At 52.1% G+C, this 19,397-nt stretch carries 18 protein-coding genes; 11 read left to right on the plus strand and 7 right to left on the minus strand.

What is annotated here, in order from left to right:
* The first annotated feature begins 140 nt into the window (after positions 1 to 140).
* The gene (locus tag SB719_RS05705) at positions 141 to 866 is read left to right on the plus strand and encodes a pirin family protein (protein ID WP_412159017.1); all 726 of its coding nucleotides are present in this window, start codon (positions 141 to 143) and stop codon (positions 864 to 866) included.
* A 130-nt stretch (positions 867 to 996) separates the two neighbouring features.
* Here the strand turns inward: SB719_RS05705 and SB719_RS05710 are convergent, their stop codons facing one another.
* The 4 genes from SB719_RS05710 to SB719_RS05725 are packed head-to-tail and all read right to left on the minus strand — an operon-like array spanning position 997 to position 5,781.
* A complete protein-coding gene (locus SB719_RS05710) occupies positions 997 to 1,818 on the minus strand; it encodes an alpha/beta fold hydrolase (RefSeq protein WP_412159018.1) in 822 nt (273 codons plus the stop codon).
* Between the two features lie 45 nt (positions 1,819 to 1,863).
* The gene (locus SB719_RS05715; protein WP_304231466.1) at positions 1,864 to 3,489 is read right to left on the minus strand and encodes an MFS transporter; all 1,626 of its coding nucleotides are present in this window, start codon (positions 3,487 to 3,489) and stop codon (positions 1,864 to 1,866) included.
* Positions 3,476 to 3,898, minus strand: coding sequence for a DoxX family protein (locus SB719_RS05720; protein ID WP_065647639.1), 423 nt, complete (start codon positions 3,896 to 3,898; stop codon positions 3,476 to 3,478). Before SB719_RS05720 ends, SB719_RS05715 begins: the two co-directional genes overlap by 14 nt.
* 5 nt (positions 3,899 to 3,903) lie before the next feature.
* Positions 3,904 to 5,781: an amidohydrolase gene (locus SB719_RS05725; RefSeq protein WP_304231463.1), complete on the minus strand. Its 1,878-nt coding sequence runs from the start codon at positions 5,779 to 5,781 to the stop codon at positions 3,904 to 3,906.
* Positions 5,782 to 6,104: 323 nt separating this feature from the next.
* Here SB719_RS05725 and SB719_RS05730 point away from each other — a divergent pair, with 323 nt between their 5' ends.
* The 5 genes from SB719_RS05730 to SB719_RS05750 all read left to right on the plus strand — a co-directional run bounded on the left by SB719_RS05730 (position 6,105) and on the right by SB719_RS05750 (position 13,349).
* Positions 6,105 to 6,797, plus strand: coding sequence for a hydrolase (locus tag SB719_RS05730; protein ID WP_065647302.1), 693 nt, complete (start codon positions 6,105 to 6,107; stop codon positions 6,795 to 6,797).
* 63 nt (positions 6,798 to 6,860) lie between these two features.
* Positions 6,861 to 7,097 carry a DUF1427 family protein gene (locus tag SB719_RS05735; RefSeq protein WP_065647301.1) on the plus strand — a complete coding sequence of 79 codons (237 nt, stop codon included), beginning with the start codon at positions 6,861 to 6,863 and terminating at the stop codon, positions 7,095 to 7,097.
* 16 nt (positions 7,098 to 7,113) lie between these two features.
* Positions 7,114 to 7,368, plus strand: coding sequence for a DUF1427 family protein (locus SB719_RS05740; protein WP_304231459.1), 255 nt, complete (start codon positions 7,114 to 7,116; stop codon positions 7,366 to 7,368).
* 42 nt (positions 7,369 to 7,410) lie between these two features.
* On the plus strand, positions 7,411 to 7,797 hold the full coding sequence (locus tag SB719_RS05745; protein ID WP_412159019.1) for a response regulator: 387 nt from the start codon (positions 7,411 to 7,413) through the stop codon (positions 7,795 to 7,797).
* Complete coding sequence (locus SB719_RS05750) at positions 7,794 to 13,349, plus strand: AAA family ATPase (protein ID WP_412159020.1); 5,556 nt, start codon at positions 7,794 to 7,796, stop codon at positions 13,347 to 13,349. The genes SB719_RS05745 and SB719_RS05750 overlap by 4 nt, the downstream gene beginning before the upstream one ends.
* A gap of 76 nt (positions 13,350 to 13,425) precedes the next feature.
* Here SB719_RS05750 and SB719_RS05755 read toward each other — a convergent pair whose 3' ends face one another.
* Positions 13,426 to 14,040, minus strand: coding sequence for a response regulator (locus SB719_RS05755; RefSeq protein WP_304231454.1), 615 nt, complete (start codon positions 14,038 to 14,040; stop codon positions 13,426 to 13,428).
* Between the two features lie 404 nt (positions 14,041 to 14,444).
* Here SB719_RS05755 and SB719_RS05760 point away from each other — a divergent pair, with 404 nt between their 5' ends.
* Genes SB719_RS05760 through SB719_RS05770 form a run of 3 tightly spaced genes read left to right on the plus strand, consistent with a single transcriptional unit; the run spans position 14,445 to position 16,437 of the window.
* Entirely contained in the window at positions 14,445 to 15,350 is a 906-nt protein-coding gene (locus SB719_RS05760; RefSeq protein ID WP_412159021.1) for an SUMF1/EgtB/PvdO family nonheme iron enzyme, read from the plus strand.
* On the plus strand, positions 15,347 to 15,895 hold the full coding sequence (locus SB719_RS05765; protein ID WP_412159022.1) for a carbapenem self-resistance protein CarG family protein: 549 nt from the start codon (positions 15,347 to 15,349) through the stop codon (positions 15,893 to 15,895). Before SB719_RS05760 ends, SB719_RS05765 begins: the two co-directional genes overlap by 4 nt.
* The gene (locus SB719_RS05770) at positions 15,892 to 16,437 is read left to right on the plus strand and encodes a CpmK protein (protein WP_304231450.1); all 546 of its coding nucleotides are present in this window, start codon (positions 15,892 to 15,894) and stop codon (positions 16,435 to 16,437) included. The genes SB719_RS05765 and SB719_RS05770 overlap by 4 nt, the downstream gene beginning before the upstream one ends.
* Before the next feature lie 295 nt (positions 16,438 to 16,732).
* Here SB719_RS05770 and SB719_RS05775 read toward each other — a convergent pair whose 3' ends face one another.
* On the minus strand, positions 16,733 to 17,635 hold the full coding sequence (locus tag SB719_RS05775; RefSeq protein WP_412159023.1) for a pyridoxal-phosphate dependent enzyme: 903 nt from the start codon (positions 17,633 to 17,635) through the stop codon (positions 16,733 to 16,735).
* A 161-nt stretch (positions 17,636 to 17,796) separates the two neighbouring features.
* Between SB719_RS05775 and SB719_RS05780 the strand changes: the two genes are divergently transcribed.
* Positions 17,797 to 18,174 (plus strand): hypothetical protein, encoded by a 378-nt coding sequence (locus tag SB719_RS05780; RefSeq protein ID WP_304231447.1) that lies wholly within the window; start codon positions 17,797 to 17,799, stop codon positions 18,172 to 18,174.
* A gap of 133 nt (positions 18,175 to 18,307) precedes the next feature.
* Here SB719_RS05780 and SB719_RS05785 read toward each other — a convergent pair whose 3' ends face one another.
* Positions 18,308 to 18,655 carry a cupin domain-containing protein gene (locus tag SB719_RS05785; RefSeq protein ID WP_304231736.1) on the minus strand — a complete coding sequence of 116 codons (348 nt, stop codon included), beginning with the start codon at positions 18,653 to 18,655 and terminating at the stop codon, positions 18,308 to 18,310.
* 362 nt (positions 18,656 to 19,017) lie between these two features.
* Between SB719_RS05785 and SB719_RS05790 the strand changes: the two genes are divergently transcribed.
* Entirely contained in the window at positions 19,018 to 19,308 is a 291-nt protein-coding gene (locus tag SB719_RS05790) for a hypothetical protein (RefSeq protein WP_314687615.1), read from the plus strand.
* The last annotated feature ends 89 nt before the right edge of the window (positions 19,309 to 19,397 follow it).

Genomic DNA, 19,397 nt, shown 5'->3' on the forward strand with positions numbered 1-19,397 from the left:
AGGAAAGATGAACCGGGATTGTCCACTAAAATGATAATCTATTTATTTTTTTGCAGCATTTACGGCTTTTTATGTTTACGTTAATTTTACTCCATCGAAGCGAATACGCGTTTTACTAAACACTTCTGGAGAAGACCATCATGATCGAACAACGTCTGTCAGATTCCCGCGGTCTGGGTGACCACGGCTGGTTACATTCACGTCACACCTTTTCATTTGCAAATTACTGGGATCCGAAACAAACCGGTTTTTCCGATCTGCTGGTTATTAATGATGACCAGGTTGCTGGTGGGCGTGGCTTTGGCGCTCACCCACATAGCAACATGGAAATCATCTCCTATGTGCTGGACGGTGCACTGGCGCATAAGGACTCTATGGGCACGGGCTCCGTCATAGTTCCCGGGGATGTCCAGCTGATGAGTGCAGGATCCGGCGTCACCCACAGTGAATTTAACCACTCACCACAGGCGGGCGTGCATTTCCTGCAGATCTGGGTTATTCCTGCCGAAAAAAACACAGCCCCGAAGTATCAGCAGGTTAGCTTTGCGGAAGAGGATAAGCGTGGGCAGTTCAGGCTCATCATCTCTCCGAACGGAGCTGATTCTTCCCTGAAAATTAAGCAGGATATTCGCATCTATGCCGGGTTGTTTAATGAGGGTGAGGAGCAAACCGTTACATTACCGGAAAATCGTTATGCCTATATTCACGTTGCGCGGGGCAGTATTACCGTCAACGGCGTCTCTTTCAGTGAAGGTGACGGTGCGCGTGTACGCAATGAGAATGAGCTTACGTTTTCCGATGGGCATAATGCTGAAGTGCTGCTATTTGATTTGCGCCCGGTAGAGGTTAATCATCCGACGCGTTAAGTAAAAAAACGGCTGGGAAGCCGATTAAGCCCTCCGCCCTTTGTATTAGATGAAACAGCCCGGCAGTGATGTCGGGCTGTTTTTTATGCGGTCTCCGCTGACCGGATGTGTATGCTTAAGTTAGCTATTTTTAAAGCGACTTCAGGAATGCCAGCAGGTCCGCATTAAGCTGATCGGAATGCGTAACCGCAAAACCATGCGGCGCATTGTCATACACTTTCAACTGCGCGCCCTCAATCATTTCTGCGGCCAGTTTGCCGGTTGATTCAAACGGAACAATCTGATCGTTACTGCCATGAATAACCAGTGCCGGCACGTCAACTTTAGCCATATCCGGACGGAAGTCCGTCGTGGCAAATGCCGTTACGCAGTCCAGCGTCCCTTTCAGAGAAGCCAGCAGCGCGATATTTAACGTCTGCGTCAGCACGCCTTCAGACACCGTCTGTCCGGCATTAATACCGTAGAAAGGAACAGCGAAATCACTGATAAACTGCGCGCGGCCCTTACGCAGACCGGCCTGGATGCCGGCAAACACGGAGTGATCAACACCCTGCGGGAAATCATCTGCTTTACCAAAGATAGGCGTGACGGCGCCCAGCAGTACCAGGCCGTCAACACGTGCGGTGCCGTAGTTGTTGATATAACGTGTTACATCACCGCCCCCCATTGAGAAACCAACCAGCGTCACGTCCTGCAGGTCCAGGCAGGTGATCAGATCGTTGATGTCGGAGGCGAATGTATTGTAATCGTAGCCGGTCCACGGCTGCTCAGAACGGCCAAAGCCACGGCGGTCAAACGCGATGACGCGATAACCCTTCTCAGCCAGAAAATTCAGCTGACTGTCCCACATGTCGCCATCCAGCGGCCAGCCGTGGCTGAACAGCACCGGTTTTCCTTTGCCCCAGTCCTTATAATAAATCCGGGTACCATCTGCAGTCTTGATTGTACTCATTATTTATCCTTACCTTTAAGTAAACACCATTGAGAAACGCGCTTTTTATACCGGCGCAACCAGATAGCGGGCCTGCGGCATCTTTTCACCCTGATGGAAGGCATACACCCTCGTCTGAATTTTCTGGTCGTTCATGGTGTAGCGCTCCAGCTGGCGCAGATGTTCCATCCACGAACCGACCACAAAAGTTTCAACAAAGATGCCAGGCTGTAAAATGTCTTCATATACTGCCCAGTTATCAGCCCCGCCACGGCGACGAACGCGGCGCATATCCTGTATGCAGAGAGTAAAGTCACGCGCATCCTCTGTGCGGATCAGATACTCGTAACTGACGCGCACCGGGCCACGATCGTGATGAATATCCAGCGCCGGCACAGTCTCACTGATATTGCTGACGTCCAGATTGAGATCGGGGTCCTGATCCAGCCGCCAGCGCAGTACGGTGAGACAGCCCAGCACCATGCCCAGCGTGGCAACGCAGAGTGAAAGCGGTATACCAAAATGGGATGCCAGCTGGCCCCAGATAGTGCTGCCCACGGTCATCGAACCAAAAAACACCGTGAGATAAACCGCCAGCGCACGCGCCTTCACCCATTTTGCGGCGCTGCGTTGCGCGCCGACGTTGAGCGTTGAGAGCACCGCAATCCACGCAAAACCGGTAAAAAACTCACATGCGTTCAGCAGCCAGAAATGACGCACGAACGCCAGTGCCAGCATGGTGGCAGCAAACATCAGGCTGGCCAGCACCATGAGCCGGTCCGGATTAAGGTGCTTACGCAGGCGCGGCAGCAGGACGGCACCGCAAATCGCGCCGACGCCAATGAAGGCCAGCAGGATGCCATACCCGCCAGGGCCTAAGCCCAGCTCGCGGCGCGCGACCAGCGGCAGCAGTGCCCAGCCAGCGCTACCAAACAGGAAAAACGCCACGGTACGCATCAGCACGTTGCGCAGTACCGGCGCCGCGTGCACGTAGCGTATGCCCGCCTTAACGGCAGAGAAAAAGTGTTCCGGCGGCAGGCGCTGCACGCCGGGCGCTTCTTTCCAGCGGTACAGCACCCACGCCACGCCCAGCACCGACAGAGCGTTGAGCATGAACACCATCCACGGGCCGGCAAACGACAGAATCAATCCACCCAGCGCCGGGCCGATGGCGCGACTGATATTGATCCCCAGCGAGTTAAGCGCGATGGCCGGGCTGAGCTCATGTTTTTCAACCAGGTCCGGCACAATGGCCTGAAACGGCGGTGAACTCATCGCCGCGCCGGCGCTCATCAGAAAGGCGGCAATCAGCAGCACCAGCGGCGTCACGTGTCCGGTAAAGGAGAGCACGGTCAGGCCGGCTGCGGCGATGAATACCCAGAGCTGCGAAAACAGCAGATATTTACGCCGGTCAATAATGTCCGCCAGTACGCCGGATGGCAGGGCAAACAGGAACATTGGCAGGCTGGCCGCCGCCTGCACCAGCGCCACGCTCAGCGGATCGGCGCTGAGCGTCAGCATGGTCCAGTTGACGCCCACATCGTTCATCCATGACCCCACGTTGGACACCACGGTAGCAATCCACAGCATGCGGAACACCGGCTGGCGCAGCGGCTGCCACGGCGAAGCCGCCTCAACCGCAACCGGCTCTGATTCCGGCGTGACCGCGTGAATATCGTTAACCTGCGTCATGACGTACTCCTTTTTGCATATCAGCACCCGGGCGCCACTTGCCCGGCCCGGTGATGGCCAGTGTGGCGAAGATGATCAGCAGCAGCCAGCCAAACTGGCCTTCCGCGATGCTCCAGTCCGGATGCACAAACACCATCGCCACCAGAAGCACGCCGATGATGGGCAGGCAGGCAAGCCGGGCAAACACGCCAGTCAGAATGAAAATCGGGCAAATCACTTCGGCAAAAATAGCTGGCAGCAGGCTCATAGAGGGACCGAGTCCAAACGGATCCTCTATGCGCGTCAGTTCTTCACTGAAATGAAACACCTTCGGCAGACCGTGCACATGCAGCAGCAGCAGGCAGCCTGCCAGCCGCAGAAAGAACAGCCCGGCATCAATGCGGGGCGGCTGCGAAAATAGACGATTCATGATGCTCAGAACGCAAAGCAGCTGCATCCGAGCGCGCCCCAGAAGGCGTTCTCTTCGGATACAGGCATGTTTGCGCCGCGCGCAATATCATGCGAGTGGCTGTGGACACCGCAGGGACCGCTGCACTGGTGCGGCATTTGCTGCATACCCACGCGGGTATGCGCGGTTGGCGGCGCGCTGCGGTAGTGTCCCGGTACCCTGACCACGGGCGACCACTCCGGCAGCACCGGAATAGATGGCGGAGCTTCACTGCTAAAGGTGCCGGCGGCATAGACGATGTTGCCGTCTACGATGGTCAGCACCGATTCGATGCCCTTGATCTCCTCTTCTGGCACGCTGAAGTAATCGTTGCTTAGCACCGCCAGATCGGCCAGCTGACCCGCTTTAATCTGGCCTTTCTTACCCTGCTCACTGGAGAACCAGGCGCTGCCCTGCGTCCACAGCATCAGTGCGGTATCGCGAGCCAAACGAGCGTTAACGTCATACATCTGCATACCGCCCACCGTGCGACCGGACACCAGCCAGTAGAGTGCAGTCCAGGGGTTGTAGCTGGCGACGCGCGTGGCGTCAGTGCCAAGGCCCACTGGCACACCGGTTTCCAGCATGCGTGCCACCGGCGGTGTGTGACGGGTAGCTTCAATGCCGTAACGCCCGGCAAAGTATTCGCCCTGGAACGCCATACGGTGCTGCACCGCGATGCCGCCGCCCAGCTCTTTGATGCGATCAATATTACGCTGCGTCACGGTTTCAGCGTGGTCGAAGAACCAGTGCAGGCCGTTAAACGGAATGTCGCGGTTGACCTTTTCAAACACGTCGAGCATGCGGCTGATGGATTCATCGTAGGTGGCGTGCAGGCGGAATGGCCAGCGGTGCTCAACCAGATGACGGACCACGCGCTCCAGCTCATCTTCCATGCCTGGCGCGAGGTCAGGACGCGGCTCAAGAAAATCTTCGAAGTCGGCTGCCGAGAATACCAGCATCTCGCCCGCGCCATTGTGACGGAAATAGTCGCTGCCCTGACCAGGCGTCAGCATGTCCGTCCACTTCTCAAAATCTTCAAGTTCATGACCAGGACGCTGGGTAAAGAGGTTGTAGGCGATGCGAATGGTCATCTGCTTTTTCTGATGCAGCTCGGCAATCACCTCGTAATCTTCCGGATAATTCTGGAAACCACCGCCGGCATCAATGGCGCTGGTCAGGCCGAGACGATTCAACTCACGCATGAACTGGCGGGTGGAGTTCACCTGCTGCTCAAGCGGCAGCTTCGGCCCTTTGGCCAGCGTGGAATAGAGGATCATGGCATTCGGGCGCGCAATCAGCATGCCGGTCGGATTACCGTTGCTGTCACGCTGGATTTCGCCGCCCGGCGGATTTGGCGTGTCTTTGGTGTAACCAACCACTTTCAGCGCGGCGCGATTAAGCAGAGCGCGATCGTAAAGGTGCAGGACAAACACGGGCGTATCCGGCGCGGCTTCGTTGATCTCATCCAGCGTCGGCATGCGGCGCTCGGCAAACTGGAATTCAGTCCAGCCACCTACCACGCGTACCCACTGCGGTGAGGGAGTACGCAGCGCCTGCTCTTTTAGCATGCGCAGCGCATCGAATACAGACGGTACGCCTTCCCAGCGCAGTTCCAGGTTGTAGTTAAGGCCACCGCGGATCAGGTGCAGGTGCGAGTCGTTCAGACCCGGGATCACTGTGTGTCCTTTCAGATCGACCACGTTAGTCCCTGCACAATGGTGCTGCATTATTTCTTCCTGCGTACCAACCGCCAGAAATTTGCCGTCACGAATCGCAACCGCATCGGCGATCGGATTGCCGCGATCAACGGTATGAAAGCGGCCATTAGTCAGAATGGTGTCGGCTTTGCCAAGGGTAACCATAGGATCTCCTGAAATGAGTTGTCCGGAACGGAATAAGGTCTGCGGACACGGAATTGCCCTGCCCGGTAAGCAGGATATGGGATGGCGGAATTATGATCAGGAGGTCTGGAGAACGTCTAGTTATACAAAGGGATAGTATACGTTCGTATAGTTATACCTAAAGATAATAGTTTGAAAATAAAAAGGTTCCTACACTGCGTTCAGACAGTAACCCACCGGAACGGCGAAAAGTGATGACGCCATTCAGCTGACAGGGATGCTGCAAATTAACGCCGTTAAAACGTTTTACGGGACTTAGCAACATTAACCTCAATGGGCACAATATGACCAATCGTAAGCTTGAAGTACTGACGCCGCAGAACTGCCAGATCATCTTTATTGACCAGCAACCACAGATGGCGTTTGGCGTGCAGTCAATTGACCGCCAGGTACTGAAAAACAACGTCGTAGCACTGGCTAAAGCGGCTAAAGTTTTCAACATCCCGACTGTACTGACCACCGTTGAGACCGAAAGCTTCTCCGGTAATACTTTTCCTGAACTGCTGGACGTGTTTCCGGGCCAGGACATTCTTGAGCGCACGTCAATGAACTCATGGGATGATCAGAAAGTCCGTGATGCGCTGGCAGCTAACGGCAAGAAAAAAGTGGTGGTTTCAGGCCTGTGGACCGAAGTGTGTAATAACACTTTCGCACTGTGCGCCATGCTGGAAGGCGATTATGAAATTTATATGGTTGCTGATGCGTCAGGCGGCACCACGAAAGAAGCTCACGACTATGCCATGCAGCGCATGATTCAGGCTGGCGTGATCCCGGTAACCTGGCAGCAGGTCATGCTGGAGTGGCAGCGAGACTGGGCGCACAAAGAGACTTACAACGCCGTTATGGATATCGCTAAGGAGCACTCTGGTGCTTACGGTATCGGCGTTGACTACGCATACACCATGGTTCACAAAGCGCCTTCACGTCAAAAAACTGAGCACCGTACCCTGGCGCCAGTTCCGGCAAACGTTCGCTAATGTAGCCTCTCCTTCCGGCCAGCTCCTCTCCGGGCTGGCCTGCTTTTTCAATAAGGAGGACCCATGAGTCCTTTATTAATATCTCTGGGAGCCGGGGCGCTTATTGGCCTCGTTTATGCCGTGATCAGAGTCCAGTCACCGGCGCCGCCGGCGGTTGCGCTGGTCGGGCTGCTGGGTATGGTCATCGGCAGCTCATTGGGTGGAAAGCTTCTGCACCATGAATCGTCGGCCTTGCTGCCTGCGGGCAATCATAGTCCGATCGCCACACACATACCTTCGGCGACTCATCAGCCAGAGTGAAACAGGCAGGGTAATTATGCTTAAAAAGTATTCAGTTTCATTTGCAGCAGGCATACTGGCTGGTGTTATCTACACGGTACTGGACGTCAATTCACCGGCGCCGCCCATCATTGCGCTGGCAGGCCTGCTGGGGATGCAGATTGGCGAGCACCTGATCCCGCTGGTTAAAAGGTGGAAAACCGGTCAGCCGGTTAACCTGCTCTGGTTTCGTCATGAGTATCACCATAAAATCGGCGATAATCCGCCGCCCTCAGGTGATAAAACCTCCTAAGGAAGTGCCTTCCGGGGCCTGAGTTTTATAAAGGAAAACAGCATGCAGCTGTCGCAGCGCATTGTCGTCGTCGATGATGAACGTTCTGTCCGCAATGGTCTTACAAACCTGCTCCAGTCTGAAGGCTATCTGACGTACGCTTTTGAATCAGCAGAGTCTCTTCTCTCTAATGAAGCAGCTATAGCGGACGCCGCGCTTTTTATCATTGATGTGCAGCTAAAAGGCATGAATGGTTTCGAGCTGTTCATCAATCTTACCCGGCGACTTAGAAAACCGCCGGGTATTATTATTTCTGGCAATGGCGATGAGAACACGTTGCGGTATGCCATTAACCTGGGCGCCATCGCTTTTTTGCCTAAGCCCATTGATATCGATTCATTGTTTATATATATCCGTCAGGAACTCTCTTCGCAGGCCTCCCGTCCATGAATACAAACCTGCAGGCGTTAAACTCAATAGACAATCAGGAAATGATTCTATCAGAGTACATGGCCTATACGCCTCTGGCGCAGGAGGGCAATATAGACTGGTTGCTGTGCCGGCATACGATCACCGGTGAGTCTTTTGTGCTGGCAACCGCAGGTAACGAAGAATCGCTTTTGCATGTTACGCAACGGCTGAAAAATGAGTTTGCCCTGCGTGCCAGGCTATCGGAAAGCTGGGCGCTGAAACCCCTGCGGTATACGCATTACCAGGGCCGGTATGCGCTCCTGTACCGGCCTTTCAACTACAAAACACTTGCGGATGTGCTGTGTATCCCGCCGGGCAGCATTGATGAATTTTTGACTACGGCAATTATGCTCTGCAGTACGCTTGGGATCCTGCATCAGAACGGGTTGGTACACGGCGATATTAAACCTGCAAATTTCATTTATACGGATGATGGCGCTGTGCATCTTGCCGGCTTTGGTCTGTCATTCGTGCATAAAGATAGCCTGCAACAGTCACGTTTACCGGTTGCGGGCGGCACTCTTGCTTACATGTCCCCGGAACACACGTCTCGATCTGCTTGTCAGATCAGCCGGGTAAGTGATTTATACAGTCTGGGGATTGTTCTTTATCAGCTACTGACCGGCAAGTTACCTTATGGCACTGTAGAAGGGAGTCATATTGAATGGGTACACCACCATATTGCCTCTGAAGCCCTGGCCCCTCATGTGCTGCGTCAGGATGTCCCCGCTGTACTCTCCGCCATCGTGCTTAAACTGATGGCGAAATCGCCTGAATACCGTTACCACAGCGCGGAAGGATTACTTGCCGATCTTCGCCGCTGTGCGGCTAACTTTAAGCCGGACGGAATGATTGAACCTTTTCCTCTGGGACTGCAGGATTTACCGGTCACAGTATTATCCCATGACGTGCTTTTCGCCGATCATTCTCAGGCTATAGAGATTCTGGCGGCGTTTGAGGAGGTCAGCAAAAGCGGCAAACATACTCTGGTAGCGATAAGAGGCGTTCCAGGTTCTGGTAAGTCTTCACTGATAGCCTCGTCGCTCAGGATGCTGCGCGGGAAAAAAATGCTGCTAACGTTAGTAAAGGCTGAACAGCATTCCCCGGTGTTACCGTATGCGGTATTCACATCTGCTTTCCGGACGCTGGTCCTGCATACTCTTGGGCTACCGGCAGAAGAAATGACGCGCTGGAAGGCGCATATTACCCAAGAATTAGGAAATTATACCGGCCTGGCGATTAACATGGTGCCGGAGCTGGGAATACTGCTGGGCCAGAAGGCCGCGATTCCGGGGCACTCACATTCTCTTGATGCCCGGGATCGTTTCAATCTTGTTGCGTGCAGTCTGGTAAAAGCATTTACGGCACCCGGCCGTCCGCTGGTTATACTGATTGATGATGTACACTGGGCCGATCAGGCCACGCTGATTTTATTGCAGAATCTGCTCAGCCAAAGCGAAAATATTCCTCTGTTGCTGGTAATGACGCATCGTGACATCGAATCTTTACCCTGTCCGATGATTGCCGGCAACCTGGATCGTATCCGGGCCAATGCAGCCCGCATCAAAGAGCTTGCGCCTCAGCCTCTGACTGAGAAAAACATTGCCAGCTGGCTTGCCGGCCAGTTCCATACCCGCAGTTCAGCAACAGCAGAACTGGCCCGGATTATTCACGAAAAAACCGGTGGTAATCCTCTCGCTACCCATGAATTCTTCAGGCAGGCCGTGCACGACGGATTGATCACGCACAACGCCCCGTTCAGGTGGGCCTGCGATACACATGCGCTTAGAAACCGACCCTACACGGCAAACGTTGCGGCCAGCGTGCTACAGCATTTAACGTCATTGCCGCCTGAGACGTGCCAGCTTCTGGGTCGTCTGGCCATCCTGGGATGTGCCGGAGAGCTGAGCACTGTTATCACGATGATGAACATTGCAGCGTCTGAAATTGCGCTGACGCTGCTACCGGCCATAAAAGTCAGGCTCATTTCGCTCAGCGGGTCAGAGTACGCTTTTATGCATAACAGTATGCATGAAGCAGCGCTGAAACTGTTGCCGGACGAAGATAAGGATGTGGTTAATTATGCCGCCGCGCTGTATTACATGCATGCATCGAGCCGTGATATCACCGATGCCTTACTTTTCAGGGCCGCGCATCATCTGCTCTCTATAAAAAATGTCGCATTGCTGATCCCTGACGCCGACAGGTTCAGCAACCTGCTGCTGAGAGCCAGCCGTCGTGCAAAAGCAACGGGCGATTATGCTTCTGCTCTGCGTTATCTGCAGACCACCCGTTCGCTCAGCGGCGAGCCCGGCCCGGTTGAAAATCATGATTTTCTGCTTGAAGAGGCCGAGTGTGAGTTTCTGAACGGCAACCTGCCCGTTGCCCTGGCATTAAGCTCACGCATTCATGCCTCACCGGGTAAGGTAACAGATAAAGCGGAAGCTGCCTGTCTGATAGCGGAAATTCATATGCGACAGTCGGACAGCAAACTGGCGCTCGAAACAGCTCTTGCGTGGCTTGCGGTGTTTGGCATTCAGCTCAACCAAAATCCAACCCGCGAAGAGTGCGATGAAGCAAGGATTGTGCTGAAAGAAGACGTGGGCAAAAATCCTTACGCCCGCTTCCGCTCACTGCCACAGGTAAATTGTAAAAATACTGAGGCCGTCATGAACCTGCTGGCAAGCGCCAGCACGTTTGCCGTCTTCATTAACCCCCGCCTTCATTTTATGATTCTGTGCAGGCTGCTCCATCTCTCTATGGCGCACGGACTGTCGGGGGCCTCCACGCTTGCGCTGTCATGGTATGGCGTCGTGTGCGGCGATCAGTATGATGAGTACAGTCGCGGCTTTGCCAGTACGCTACTGGCGCGCGAGCTGATTTATAAGCATGATTTTGTCAGCTTTAAGGCACGTACCCTTCTGCCTCTCGATCAGGTCAGCGTCTGGACTATGCCGCTGACCTACGCTATCGAACGGGCAAAGGCCGCTTTTGATGCAGGTGTTGAAACAGGGGATCGAACGTCAGCATGTCTGGCGCTGCGCCATATCATTATGAATTACCTGGCCCGTGGCGATCATCTTGATGCAGTGCATACCGCCATCACGCGCGGCATGTTATTTGTGAAAAAGGTACAGTATCGCGATGTCGAGATTATTCTGGGCATGCAGCTTGATTACGTCATGTTCCTGCGAAAATCGCGGGGAGTGACCTTCAGCGGCGCAGATTTTTCACCCCCTGTTATCGAGGAGATGAAACCTGAAGATGCCGCTGAGCCAATGTATCTGATGCAGTTCTGGGCACGGCTTTATCAGGGTATGGCGCATTTTTTTGCCAATGAATACCCTGCAGCTAACCAGTGCTTTCAGAACGCAGCGCTATTGACTGCGCGTATTCCGGGTAATGTGCATATGATTGATTTTCATCTTTACAGCGCCCTGAGTCTGACTGCTCCGCTTCCTGCAGGAACCATCACCAGGGCGTTACGTCAGCAGCTCAAACCCCACCTCGACAAGCTTGTTACCTGGTCAAATGAGAACGCGAAAACGTTCGCTGATAAAGAAGCGTTACTTCGCGCTGAAATATTTCGCCTTGAAGGGGAAATGGCTCTGGCTGCAGAACAGTTTGAAATGGCTATCGCCCTGTCACGTGAAGAACAGTTTCATCATATCAACGGACTTGCCTGCGAGCTGGCCGCGCGGATGGCCTACGACAGAAATATGTCTTTTGCCGGCGATGCTTATATCAAGGGTGCCATGGCGGCCTGGGATCGATGGGGAGCCAGTGCAAAAGTCCGCCAGCTGGAGACAGCCTATCCAGCCCTCTCCAGTCATCATAGTCATACGGCCCTCAGCACGATGCCATTTGAACACAGCCCGGTCATCAGCGATCTGCAGAGTATGGTAACGGTCATGCGTGCGCTGACGGAAGAGATCAATCTCGATCGGCTTATTCATATTCTTATGATGATGCTGGTTGAGCGTGCCGGTGCACAGCACTGTATGCTGATCCGCTTAACTGACGGTAACATCCCGGAGATTCAGGCCAGGGCCAGCACCACAGCTGAGGGTGTTAAGGTTAAAATCGTTCAGGAAATACCGGTTGAAACCGATCTTCCTCTTTCCATTCTCTCTGCGGTTATCCGAACCGGACAGGAGATACGAACCGGTAAGCCTGAGGTTTTCACCCCATTCAGTCAGGATAATTATCTGGTTACGTCGGGAGCCGCAGTGATGTGCGTGCCCATGTTCCGTCAGGCGCAAATGGTCGGCGTGCTTTATCTGGAAAACCGCCTGATGCCCGATGTATTTACGGCTGAGCACTCCAGAATAGTCTCTATGCTGGGCGCGCAGGCAGCCGTTTCTCTGGAAACCGCACGTCTTTATGCAGAGCTGGTCGAAGAAAACATCCAGCGCCGCAAAATTGAAAAGCAGCTGCGCGCCAGCCAGACTTCACTGATGCTGGGTGAGAAAATCAGCCATACCGGCACATGGCACTGGCTGATTCAACCGGATATCCAGTACATCTCAGATGAGTACAAACGCATCATGGGGCTGCCCGATGAGCAGGTCACAACTTCCATGGCAGAGTTCCAGAGCCGCGTACATCCGGACGATCTTCCCTGCCTCAGGGAACAGATAGAAAACTGGGTCATCACGGGTGAAGTGATGCAGGCCGAGTTTCGCATCATTCGCGATGATGGCGAGTGTCGATATATTAAAGGGATTGGCGAGCCTAATGAAAACTGGCCAGAAATCGCCGAGTATTTTGGCACACTGACCGATATCACTGACCAGCGTCAGGCCGAGGATGCTGTCAGAATCGCACAGGCGGAACTCGCCCGCGTTGCGCGCGCGACCACTGTCGGGCAGCTGACCTCATCCATTGCTCATGAGATAAACCAGCCACTGATGTCAATTGTCTCTAATGCCGGTGCCAGCCAGCGCTGGCTCAAACGCGATCCGGCAAACCTGGAAAACGTCAGTCGCGGGCTTGATGAGATCATCCGTGAAGGGCAACGGGCAGGAGATATTATTCGCGGACTGCAGGCGCTGACGCGTAACCAGATAGCGGAGTTTGCTCCAGCAAGATTACACGCTATTGCGCGGGATATTATTGTGTTATCCCGCCTCGAACTTGAGCGTCGATCTGTCTTACTGGAACTGGATTTAACGGCGAAGAATGATAGGGTTTTCTGCGAGAGCGTGCAAATTCAACAGGTGATGCTCAACCTGGTTATCAATGCGATTGAAGCCATAGCGGATAACCCCGGCGTGAGAATATTGCGACTCTCTTCATCACATCCAGCCAGCAATGTTATCCGGTTTGACGTTGCAGATAATGGCACCGGACTTTCCGATGAGGTTATCGGCAAGATCTTCGACTCATTCTATACCACTAAGCCGGAAGGAATGGGAATGGGGCTGACCATCAGTAATGAGATCGTAAAGCGGCATGGCGGCACATTACATGCTGAAAACCGCACTGAGGGCGGCAGCCTGTTCTGGTTTACATTACCCCTTGAATGCTGAAGTAAACCTGGGCTCCTCGCGTCTTAACCAGCGGGAGGAGCCTCACGGAAAGCCTTCATCATGCATGACCGGGCGATTAATTATCCTGAATCAAATTCAGCCGTTCAGCCATCCGGACAATTTCAGAAACAGATCGCACCATCATCTTTTCCAGAACCCTGCGCTTGTGAACTTTTGCCGTAATTTCACTGATGCCCATTTCTGCTGCAATCTGCTTATTCAGCAAACCTCTGACGATATATTTCATGAGCTCTTTTTCACGCGGAGTGAGCGAATTATAGCGGGCGGTCACTAAGCGTTTTTCCTGAGATAGCGTGGCACTTTTTTCTGACAGTGCCAGCGCATCTTCAACAACCTTTATAAGATCGTCGGGCATGACGGGTTTGGTCAGAAACTCAAACGCACCGGCTTTCATCGCCCTTACGGTGATAGGTATGGTACCAAAGCCCGTCAGGAAAATAGTGGGAATAGAATATCCCCGTTCAGTCAGCCGTTCTGAAACATCAAAGCCGTCAAATCCAGGCATGTTTAAGTCGGTGATGAGGCAGCCTGGCGTTTTATAATCTGCCTCGCTGAGAAAGTCGGATGAAGAGGTAAACGCTGAAATAGCGTACCCTTCAGCTTCAAGCAGGTTTTGCAGCGAAGCGATGACGGATTCTTCGTCATCAACAATATAAACAGTTTTACTCATGACGACTCATTTGACCCTTACAGGTTCTGCTCTTTCAGGAAACCCAATATAACGCTTAACCATTGGGGAGCAAATCTGCATTTTTTACATTATATAAAGATTATTATCTTTATGTGCGGTTTTGACGTTTAGGCAGAATCGTTTGGTATGTAAACCGGAAATCAAGCAACAAAGTTAACCAGTTGATTTACTTGCACTCTACTTTTATGTTAGTTGAAATATTTTTTATTTCAGATTTATGTGATAGCAATAATTAATTAACAGGATGTGGCTGATCAAATAAAAGACAAATCAGACAATATATTTCTTACCCTATTTCGTCTTGTATCTGAAGGTCGATCGTCAGCACACATAAAACGCTATCAGTATGCGTATCCAGACGATATGATTTTCCGGCACTGCAGATGCCAGTAGCATTCCGGATAGCAGAGTTTCGTGAGAAAAAAATCATCCAATATAGGATTTCATTCATCATCGGTACGGTACACAGGATGCCACCCACCAGCTCGCTGTCCGCTTTTGCCGCTGCAACACAGTCTCCTGATGAAGTCGTTATTGCTGCTGGCAAATATTACATCGGTACCGTTCTTGGCCAACATGACTATGCAGTACACGCTAACCTCACGGTGAATGCTTTCAGGATCATGCGTACTGAAGTCACCTACCGTTTTTATTCAGATGTTTACGCGTGGGCTGTTGAGCGTGATTATGCATTTGGTATCGGATGTAATGGAGCCGCTTACGAAGACTGCCGGCCGGCGGATACAGATCACGGCGCACACCCGGTTACCAGTGTTGAATGGTCAGATGCGGTGATTTTTGCAAATGCCCTGAGTGAAAAGGCGGGGCTGAGACCGGTCTATCTCAATAATAAGGGCGTACCGGCACGTGACAGTTCCCGTTACGGATTTACACAGGATACCCGGGCTAATGGTTACCGTTTACCCACGGCCGAGGAATGGCAGGTTGCTGCCCGTGGAGGGCAGGCTGGACTGGAAAATGGCTCGTATGGTTTCAGATTTGCTGGCAGCAACAATGCAAATGCTGTCGCCTGGTTCCCTGACTTCAACGATCTGCATTTCGGCACTGTCCGTGTGAAAAGCCTGCGGCCCAACGCGCTCGGTCTGTATGACATGAGCAGTAACGTTTCGGAATGGGTTGATGCTTTCGACACCCTTTCCGGTATGAAAATGTACTATTTTTGTGGCGGCAGCTTCTTGTTGCATACGGGCAATCTGACCAGCTGCGACACGCACAGTGCCGGCTACGTCCTGCCGGACACTGGCTTCAGACTGGTGCGGAAATTTTGAACCTGAAAATGCCTTTTATAATACTGACAGCCATTCTGATAAGCCTTCCGGCTTCATTACAGGCAGACACCCATATTTACCTGAAAAAAGGGCTGAACAGCATTGATTTGAATGGTGATGGCATACCAGATGCCGTCTTTTCCGCGACTTATGACAATAAGACTTCTCATCCCAGTGAAACTCTTAACATTTTTATCAGCCAGGAAAAAAGCTGGCTTATCGTACCGGTCCCGGATGACGATGGCTTTACCTGGACCGATTTAAGGCTATCAGCATCTACCCTTAAGATAAGCGGCACAGAACTTCACCGCTATGAAGGGCGGTTTTACCTTATCAGGGCGACCAAATATGTCGGCAGCGATGGCGACGGAGATCTTACCGATAAATCGCGAGTAAGGTTTTCGCGATTCCGACTGGAGCAAAATAACGACGATCCCGGGACGTCTGTTTTTTACTGGGATCCAGCAGGGATTTATCTTACTGAACAAACTTTTGATGACGTGAATGAAGCTTTTCAGATTCTGGATATGGAGAAATTTCGTTGAAATGTATCACAGGGATTTTGCTTTTTTTCCTGTCGTTCTGCTGTTATGCGGGATACAAAAGTCAGTATCGTGAGCTTATACAGCAGTCACTTAATCGGCAGTCTCTTTGTCTGGGTGAAAAGCAGTGGCCGGTTTCAATAAGAACAGGTACTGACCGCTGGATTAATGCAAAAATGGAGGCGCTTGTCGATGCCGGCCTTATCACTGCTCATGTGAAAGCAGGCAGTAAAATCTGGCAGCTAACCCCGTACGGCCAGGCTTCATTCACGAAATATCATGATTTCTGCTATGGAACCATGCGCGTCAGAAGCATAAAGGCTGTCTCGACAGATAACAACGGCATGACTGATGTGATATTTACCTATTATATTCATGCCCTGCCAGACTGGGCGAAAAATCGCTCAGTACGCGTTGCCAATACTGATCTCGATAATCTGGTCATGGGTATTGATTCAGTGCGCTACCAGGCCCTGTTTAATACGGATAACCAGGGAAACCTCCGTCTTATCAGTGAACCTGAACAGCTTGATTTACTGTATTAGCAGACGGGCCTGAAAATTTTTTTGGGGCTTAAAGCTTCGCAACCCACTTCTTTTAACAGCATAAAGACTGACGCTCCAGCAATAAGCTCTCACGCCGGGGCCGTCTGTTCTTAACAGCTTCAGCATCGGATATGTTCACAAAGCCAGTGTCTGCTGTTAGCTAAGAGTAAACCGCACGCTCCTGGTCGTCTGGCGCCAAAAGCAGACTTACCTCACATCACCATACGTCGGTCAACCGGCTAGCTCACCAGCATTTCTCAGGAATAGACTTCAGAGTAATCATTCCATTCTTTTGTCAGCCCGCTATCTCTTCCGGCGTGATCGATGCCCCGCCGCAAACAATGACCAGTACATTGTCGGCAGGAGTGAACCTGATTTTGTTGTCATACAGGAGTGACAATGATACTCCGCATGCCGGCTCAGTGAGTACGCGATGATCATCGAGAAAGCGCCGGCAGGCATGCAGCGCTTCCGCATCAGAAACCAGCATACTTCTTACATCCAGTCGGCTGGCCACGTTAAAAGCATTTTCGCACACCTGGCTTGCGGCCAGCGTTGTGGCTATGCCGCTGACCTTATCAAGACGCATCAGCTTATTGGCATTCAGCGAGGCATTAAGCGAGGCCGTACCGTGTGTTTCAACGGCATAAACCGGAATGTGGCCAAGCTGATGTTTTTCCAGTCCCAGCGCTATGCCGGACAGCATGCTTCCGCCGCCGACGGACAGAATAACGGCATCAGGTTTTACACCCTCACTGATGACTTCATCCACGATTATGCTGATGCCTTCCCACAAAAGCGGGTTATCAAAGGGATGGACATAGATGATGTCCTCTGTCGCCAGTGACAGGGCGTAATCGTTAGCCTCACTCCATACTTTCCCGTGCACAATGAGGCAGGCTCCTTCCTGCTCAATAAGCTGTCTTGCTCTGGCTGACGTGGTTTCCGGCACAACCACAGTTACCGGCAGCCCCAGTCTGCGACCGCTGTGTGCCACCGCAATTCCGGCATTTCCACCGGATGAACTGACAAATGCTGTAGCGTCCTTACTGGCATAATAGCAACAGGCATGTCCCGCGCTGCGGAGCTTAAAAGAGCCGGTGGGCTGGGAAGACTCCATCTTCAGCCAGACACGACATCCGCTGTGCTGGCTTAAAGGGAGAGAATGTATGAGAGGGGTACGGATACCTATTTCCATTAATCTAAATCCTATGAATGTATCTCACAGCATAGTTGCTGTTCTGTCCGAAGCCTGTCCAGGATGACATCATAAGGTTTATCAGCAGAACGCAGTAGATACACATCTGAATGGTTGTGCTGGTTACAGACTGCCACGTCGGGTACGGAGCGAAATATGATATGGATTTCCCTAAAATGCATATTATCTCGTTGCCAACGCCTTTCTGGCCGGGCAAGAAAATTGATGATGATGCGATGATCGCAACCCTGCAACAGGGTATTTCAGAACTCGTCAGGGCAAAAGTGAGTCTGATCGCTGTTCCCTGTAACCTTGCACACTGCTATTTTGCTGAAATGAAAGCAGCGAGTGCTGGTATTCCACTTCTGCATATTGCAGACACCGCACTTAAGTCACTGCCTGCAGAAGTCACCAGGATAACCGAAAATACTTTCAGCTTTGTCATCGTGGATACAGCAGCCAGCCTTTCCAGCGCGACCATTAAAAACTACGGGAGACTGTCCGGGAAAACTACAGGCGAAACCCCTATTACCGGCTAACCTGAGGTCAGCTTCAATGGCCCTGAATAGAGCGGCTTTGTGCCAGAAACATGTGTTGTAAGTACTCAGGTAGGGCAATACACAGTACGTTGGCCTTGCGTTAAGACAAACCGTAGCCGTTGTTCATAAGTCGTTAGCAGGATGAAGGGAGGTCAGAACGATCTCCTCGCGTCGTCGGATGTGAAATTACAATAAATTCTACGGAAGACCCTGTGTCGTTTCTGGCTTGATGCTTTGTTCCCGGTGGAATTTCCAGCCCCTGAAGGGCTTTGATATTATGCAATTTACCTTCTAACTCCATCGAAAGAACGCCATTGAGAACAAAGAAAAACTGTCTGGAAACGGAGTGAAAGTGTCGCTTTTCATAAGTGCCGGCAGGCATTTTCTCATGAATAACCAGCATGTCCTGACGGTTTACCAGATACCAACCATCGCAATCTTCGCCCCAGAAATAATGCTCTGCATTTTCCTTTGAAATCATCATCCGTCTCCTGTTTACATGCGCCCATTTATAAAGACCTTAAGAAAGTTATACCGGGAAATGCTGTCGATTCGCAACAGGCTATGATTTGATTATTTACCTAAAGACGTGAACTGCATCGTTCAACATATCTGGTAGTTATCAATGTATTGGGATAGCAGAATTTTATCTGGCCATAATGTCCGCTTTTCGCTCTTTGCGGACGTTAAGGTAGGCAGTGGGCTGAGCTCCCCCGGAGTTAATCAGGACGGGGCTCAGAACAGTAAGCACATTTGCTTAGGACATATCTCAATTGCCCGTTATTTGTTCAGGAACACCTATAATTTAAGATATCTTAAATTATACATCTGTCAGGTATCGCTATGGCCAGTTATACAGTCCGCATTGAGCTAAAGGAGCAGACCGAAAAAGCGCACATTGAGATGATGTTTGCCATGCTTGAGAACGGTTTTTCACGAAGCGTCGTCTGCAGGCGGGGGTTCACGTATGCCCTGCCGACGGACGAGTTCGTCTACGTGGGTTCTGAAAAGATTACGGATTTAATGAGCCGGGTATGCACCCTGCTGAGCAGCTTCAGTGAGGCGCTCGTCGTGCTGATAACCGGTGCCGGAGAGCGGTGCTGGTCAGGCCTGCGCGTGATTAACCTTGAATAGTCCAGCCCTGTTCAGCAGCTCCGGCCGTCGCGCTGCAGAATGATGCCTGACCCGGTGACCGCCTGCATGTGCGTCATACCAGTACGCGG

It is taken from the genome of Pantoea sp. SIMBA_079, assembly GCF_046940275.1.
GTDB lineage: Bacteria > Pseudomonadota > Gammaproteobacteria > Enterobacterales > Enterobacteriaceae > Pantoea > Pantoea borealis.

What these genes read in the sequence shown, in the direction of transcription:
- SB719_RS05705 (WP_412159017.1), top strand. Translation starts at nt 141, where the DNA reads ATGATCGAACAACGTCTGTCAGATTCCCGCGGTCTGGGTGACCACGGC.
- SB719_RS05710 (WP_412159018.1), bottom strand. Translation starts at nt 1,818, where the DNA reads ATGAGTACAATCAAGACTGCAGATGGTACCCGGATTTATTATAAGGAC.
- SB719_RS05715 (WP_304231466.1), bottom strand. Translation starts at nt 3,489, where the DNA reads ATGACGCAGGTTAACGATATTCACGCGGTCACGCCGGAATCAGAGCCG.
- SB719_RS05720 (WP_065647639.1), bottom strand. Translation starts at nt 3,898, where the DNA reads ATGAATCGTCTATTTTCGCAGCCGCCCCGCATTGATGCCGGGCTGTTC.
- SB719_RS05725 (WP_304231463.1), bottom strand. Translation starts at nt 5,781, where the DNA reads ATGGTTACCCTTGGCAAAGCCGACACCATTCTGACTAATGGCCGCTTT.
- SB719_RS05730 (WP_065647302.1), top strand. Translation starts at nt 6,105, where the DNA reads ATGACCAATCGTAAGCTTGAAGTACTGACGCCGCAGAACTGCCAGATC.
- SB719_RS05735 (WP_065647301.1), top strand. Translation starts at nt 6,861, where the DNA reads ATGAGTCCTTTATTAATATCTCTGGGAGCCGGGGCGCTTATTGGCCTC.
- SB719_RS05740 (WP_304231459.1), top strand. Translation starts at nt 7,114, where the DNA reads ATGCTTAAAAAGTATTCAGTTTCATTTGCAGCAGGCATACTGGCTGGT.
- SB719_RS05745 (WP_412159019.1), top strand. Translation starts at nt 7,411, where the DNA reads ATGCAGCTGTCGCAGCGCATTGTCGTCGTCGATGATGAACGTTCTGTC.
- SB719_RS05750 (WP_412159020.1), top strand. Translation starts at nt 7,794, where the DNA reads ATGAATACAAACCTGCAGGCGTTAAACTCAATAGACAATCAGGAAATG.
- SB719_RS05755 (WP_304231454.1), bottom strand. Translation starts at nt 14,040, where the DNA reads ATGAGTAAAACTGTTTATATTGTTGATGACGAAGAATCCGTCATCGCT.
- SB719_RS05760 (WP_412159021.1), top strand. Translation starts at nt 14,445, where the DNA reads ATGCCAGTAGCATTCCGGATAGCAGAGTTTCGTGAGAAAAAAATCATC.
- SB719_RS05775 (WP_412159023.1), bottom strand. Translation starts at nt 17,635, where the DNA reads ATGGAAATAGGTATCCGTACCCCTCTCATACATTCTCTCCCTTTAAGC.
- SB719_RS05780 (WP_304231447.1), top strand. Translation starts at nt 17,797, where the DNA reads ATGGATTTCCCTAAAATGCATATTATCTCGTTGCCAACGCCTTTCTGG.
- SB719_RS05785 (WP_304231736.1), bottom strand. Translation starts at nt 18,655, where the DNA reads ATGATTTCAAAGGAAAATGCAGAGCATTATTTCTGGGGCGAAGATTGC.
- SB719_RS05790 (WP_314687615.1), top strand. Translation starts at nt 19,018, where the DNA reads ATGGCCAGTTATACAGTCCGCATTGAGCTAAAGGAGCAGACCGAAAAA.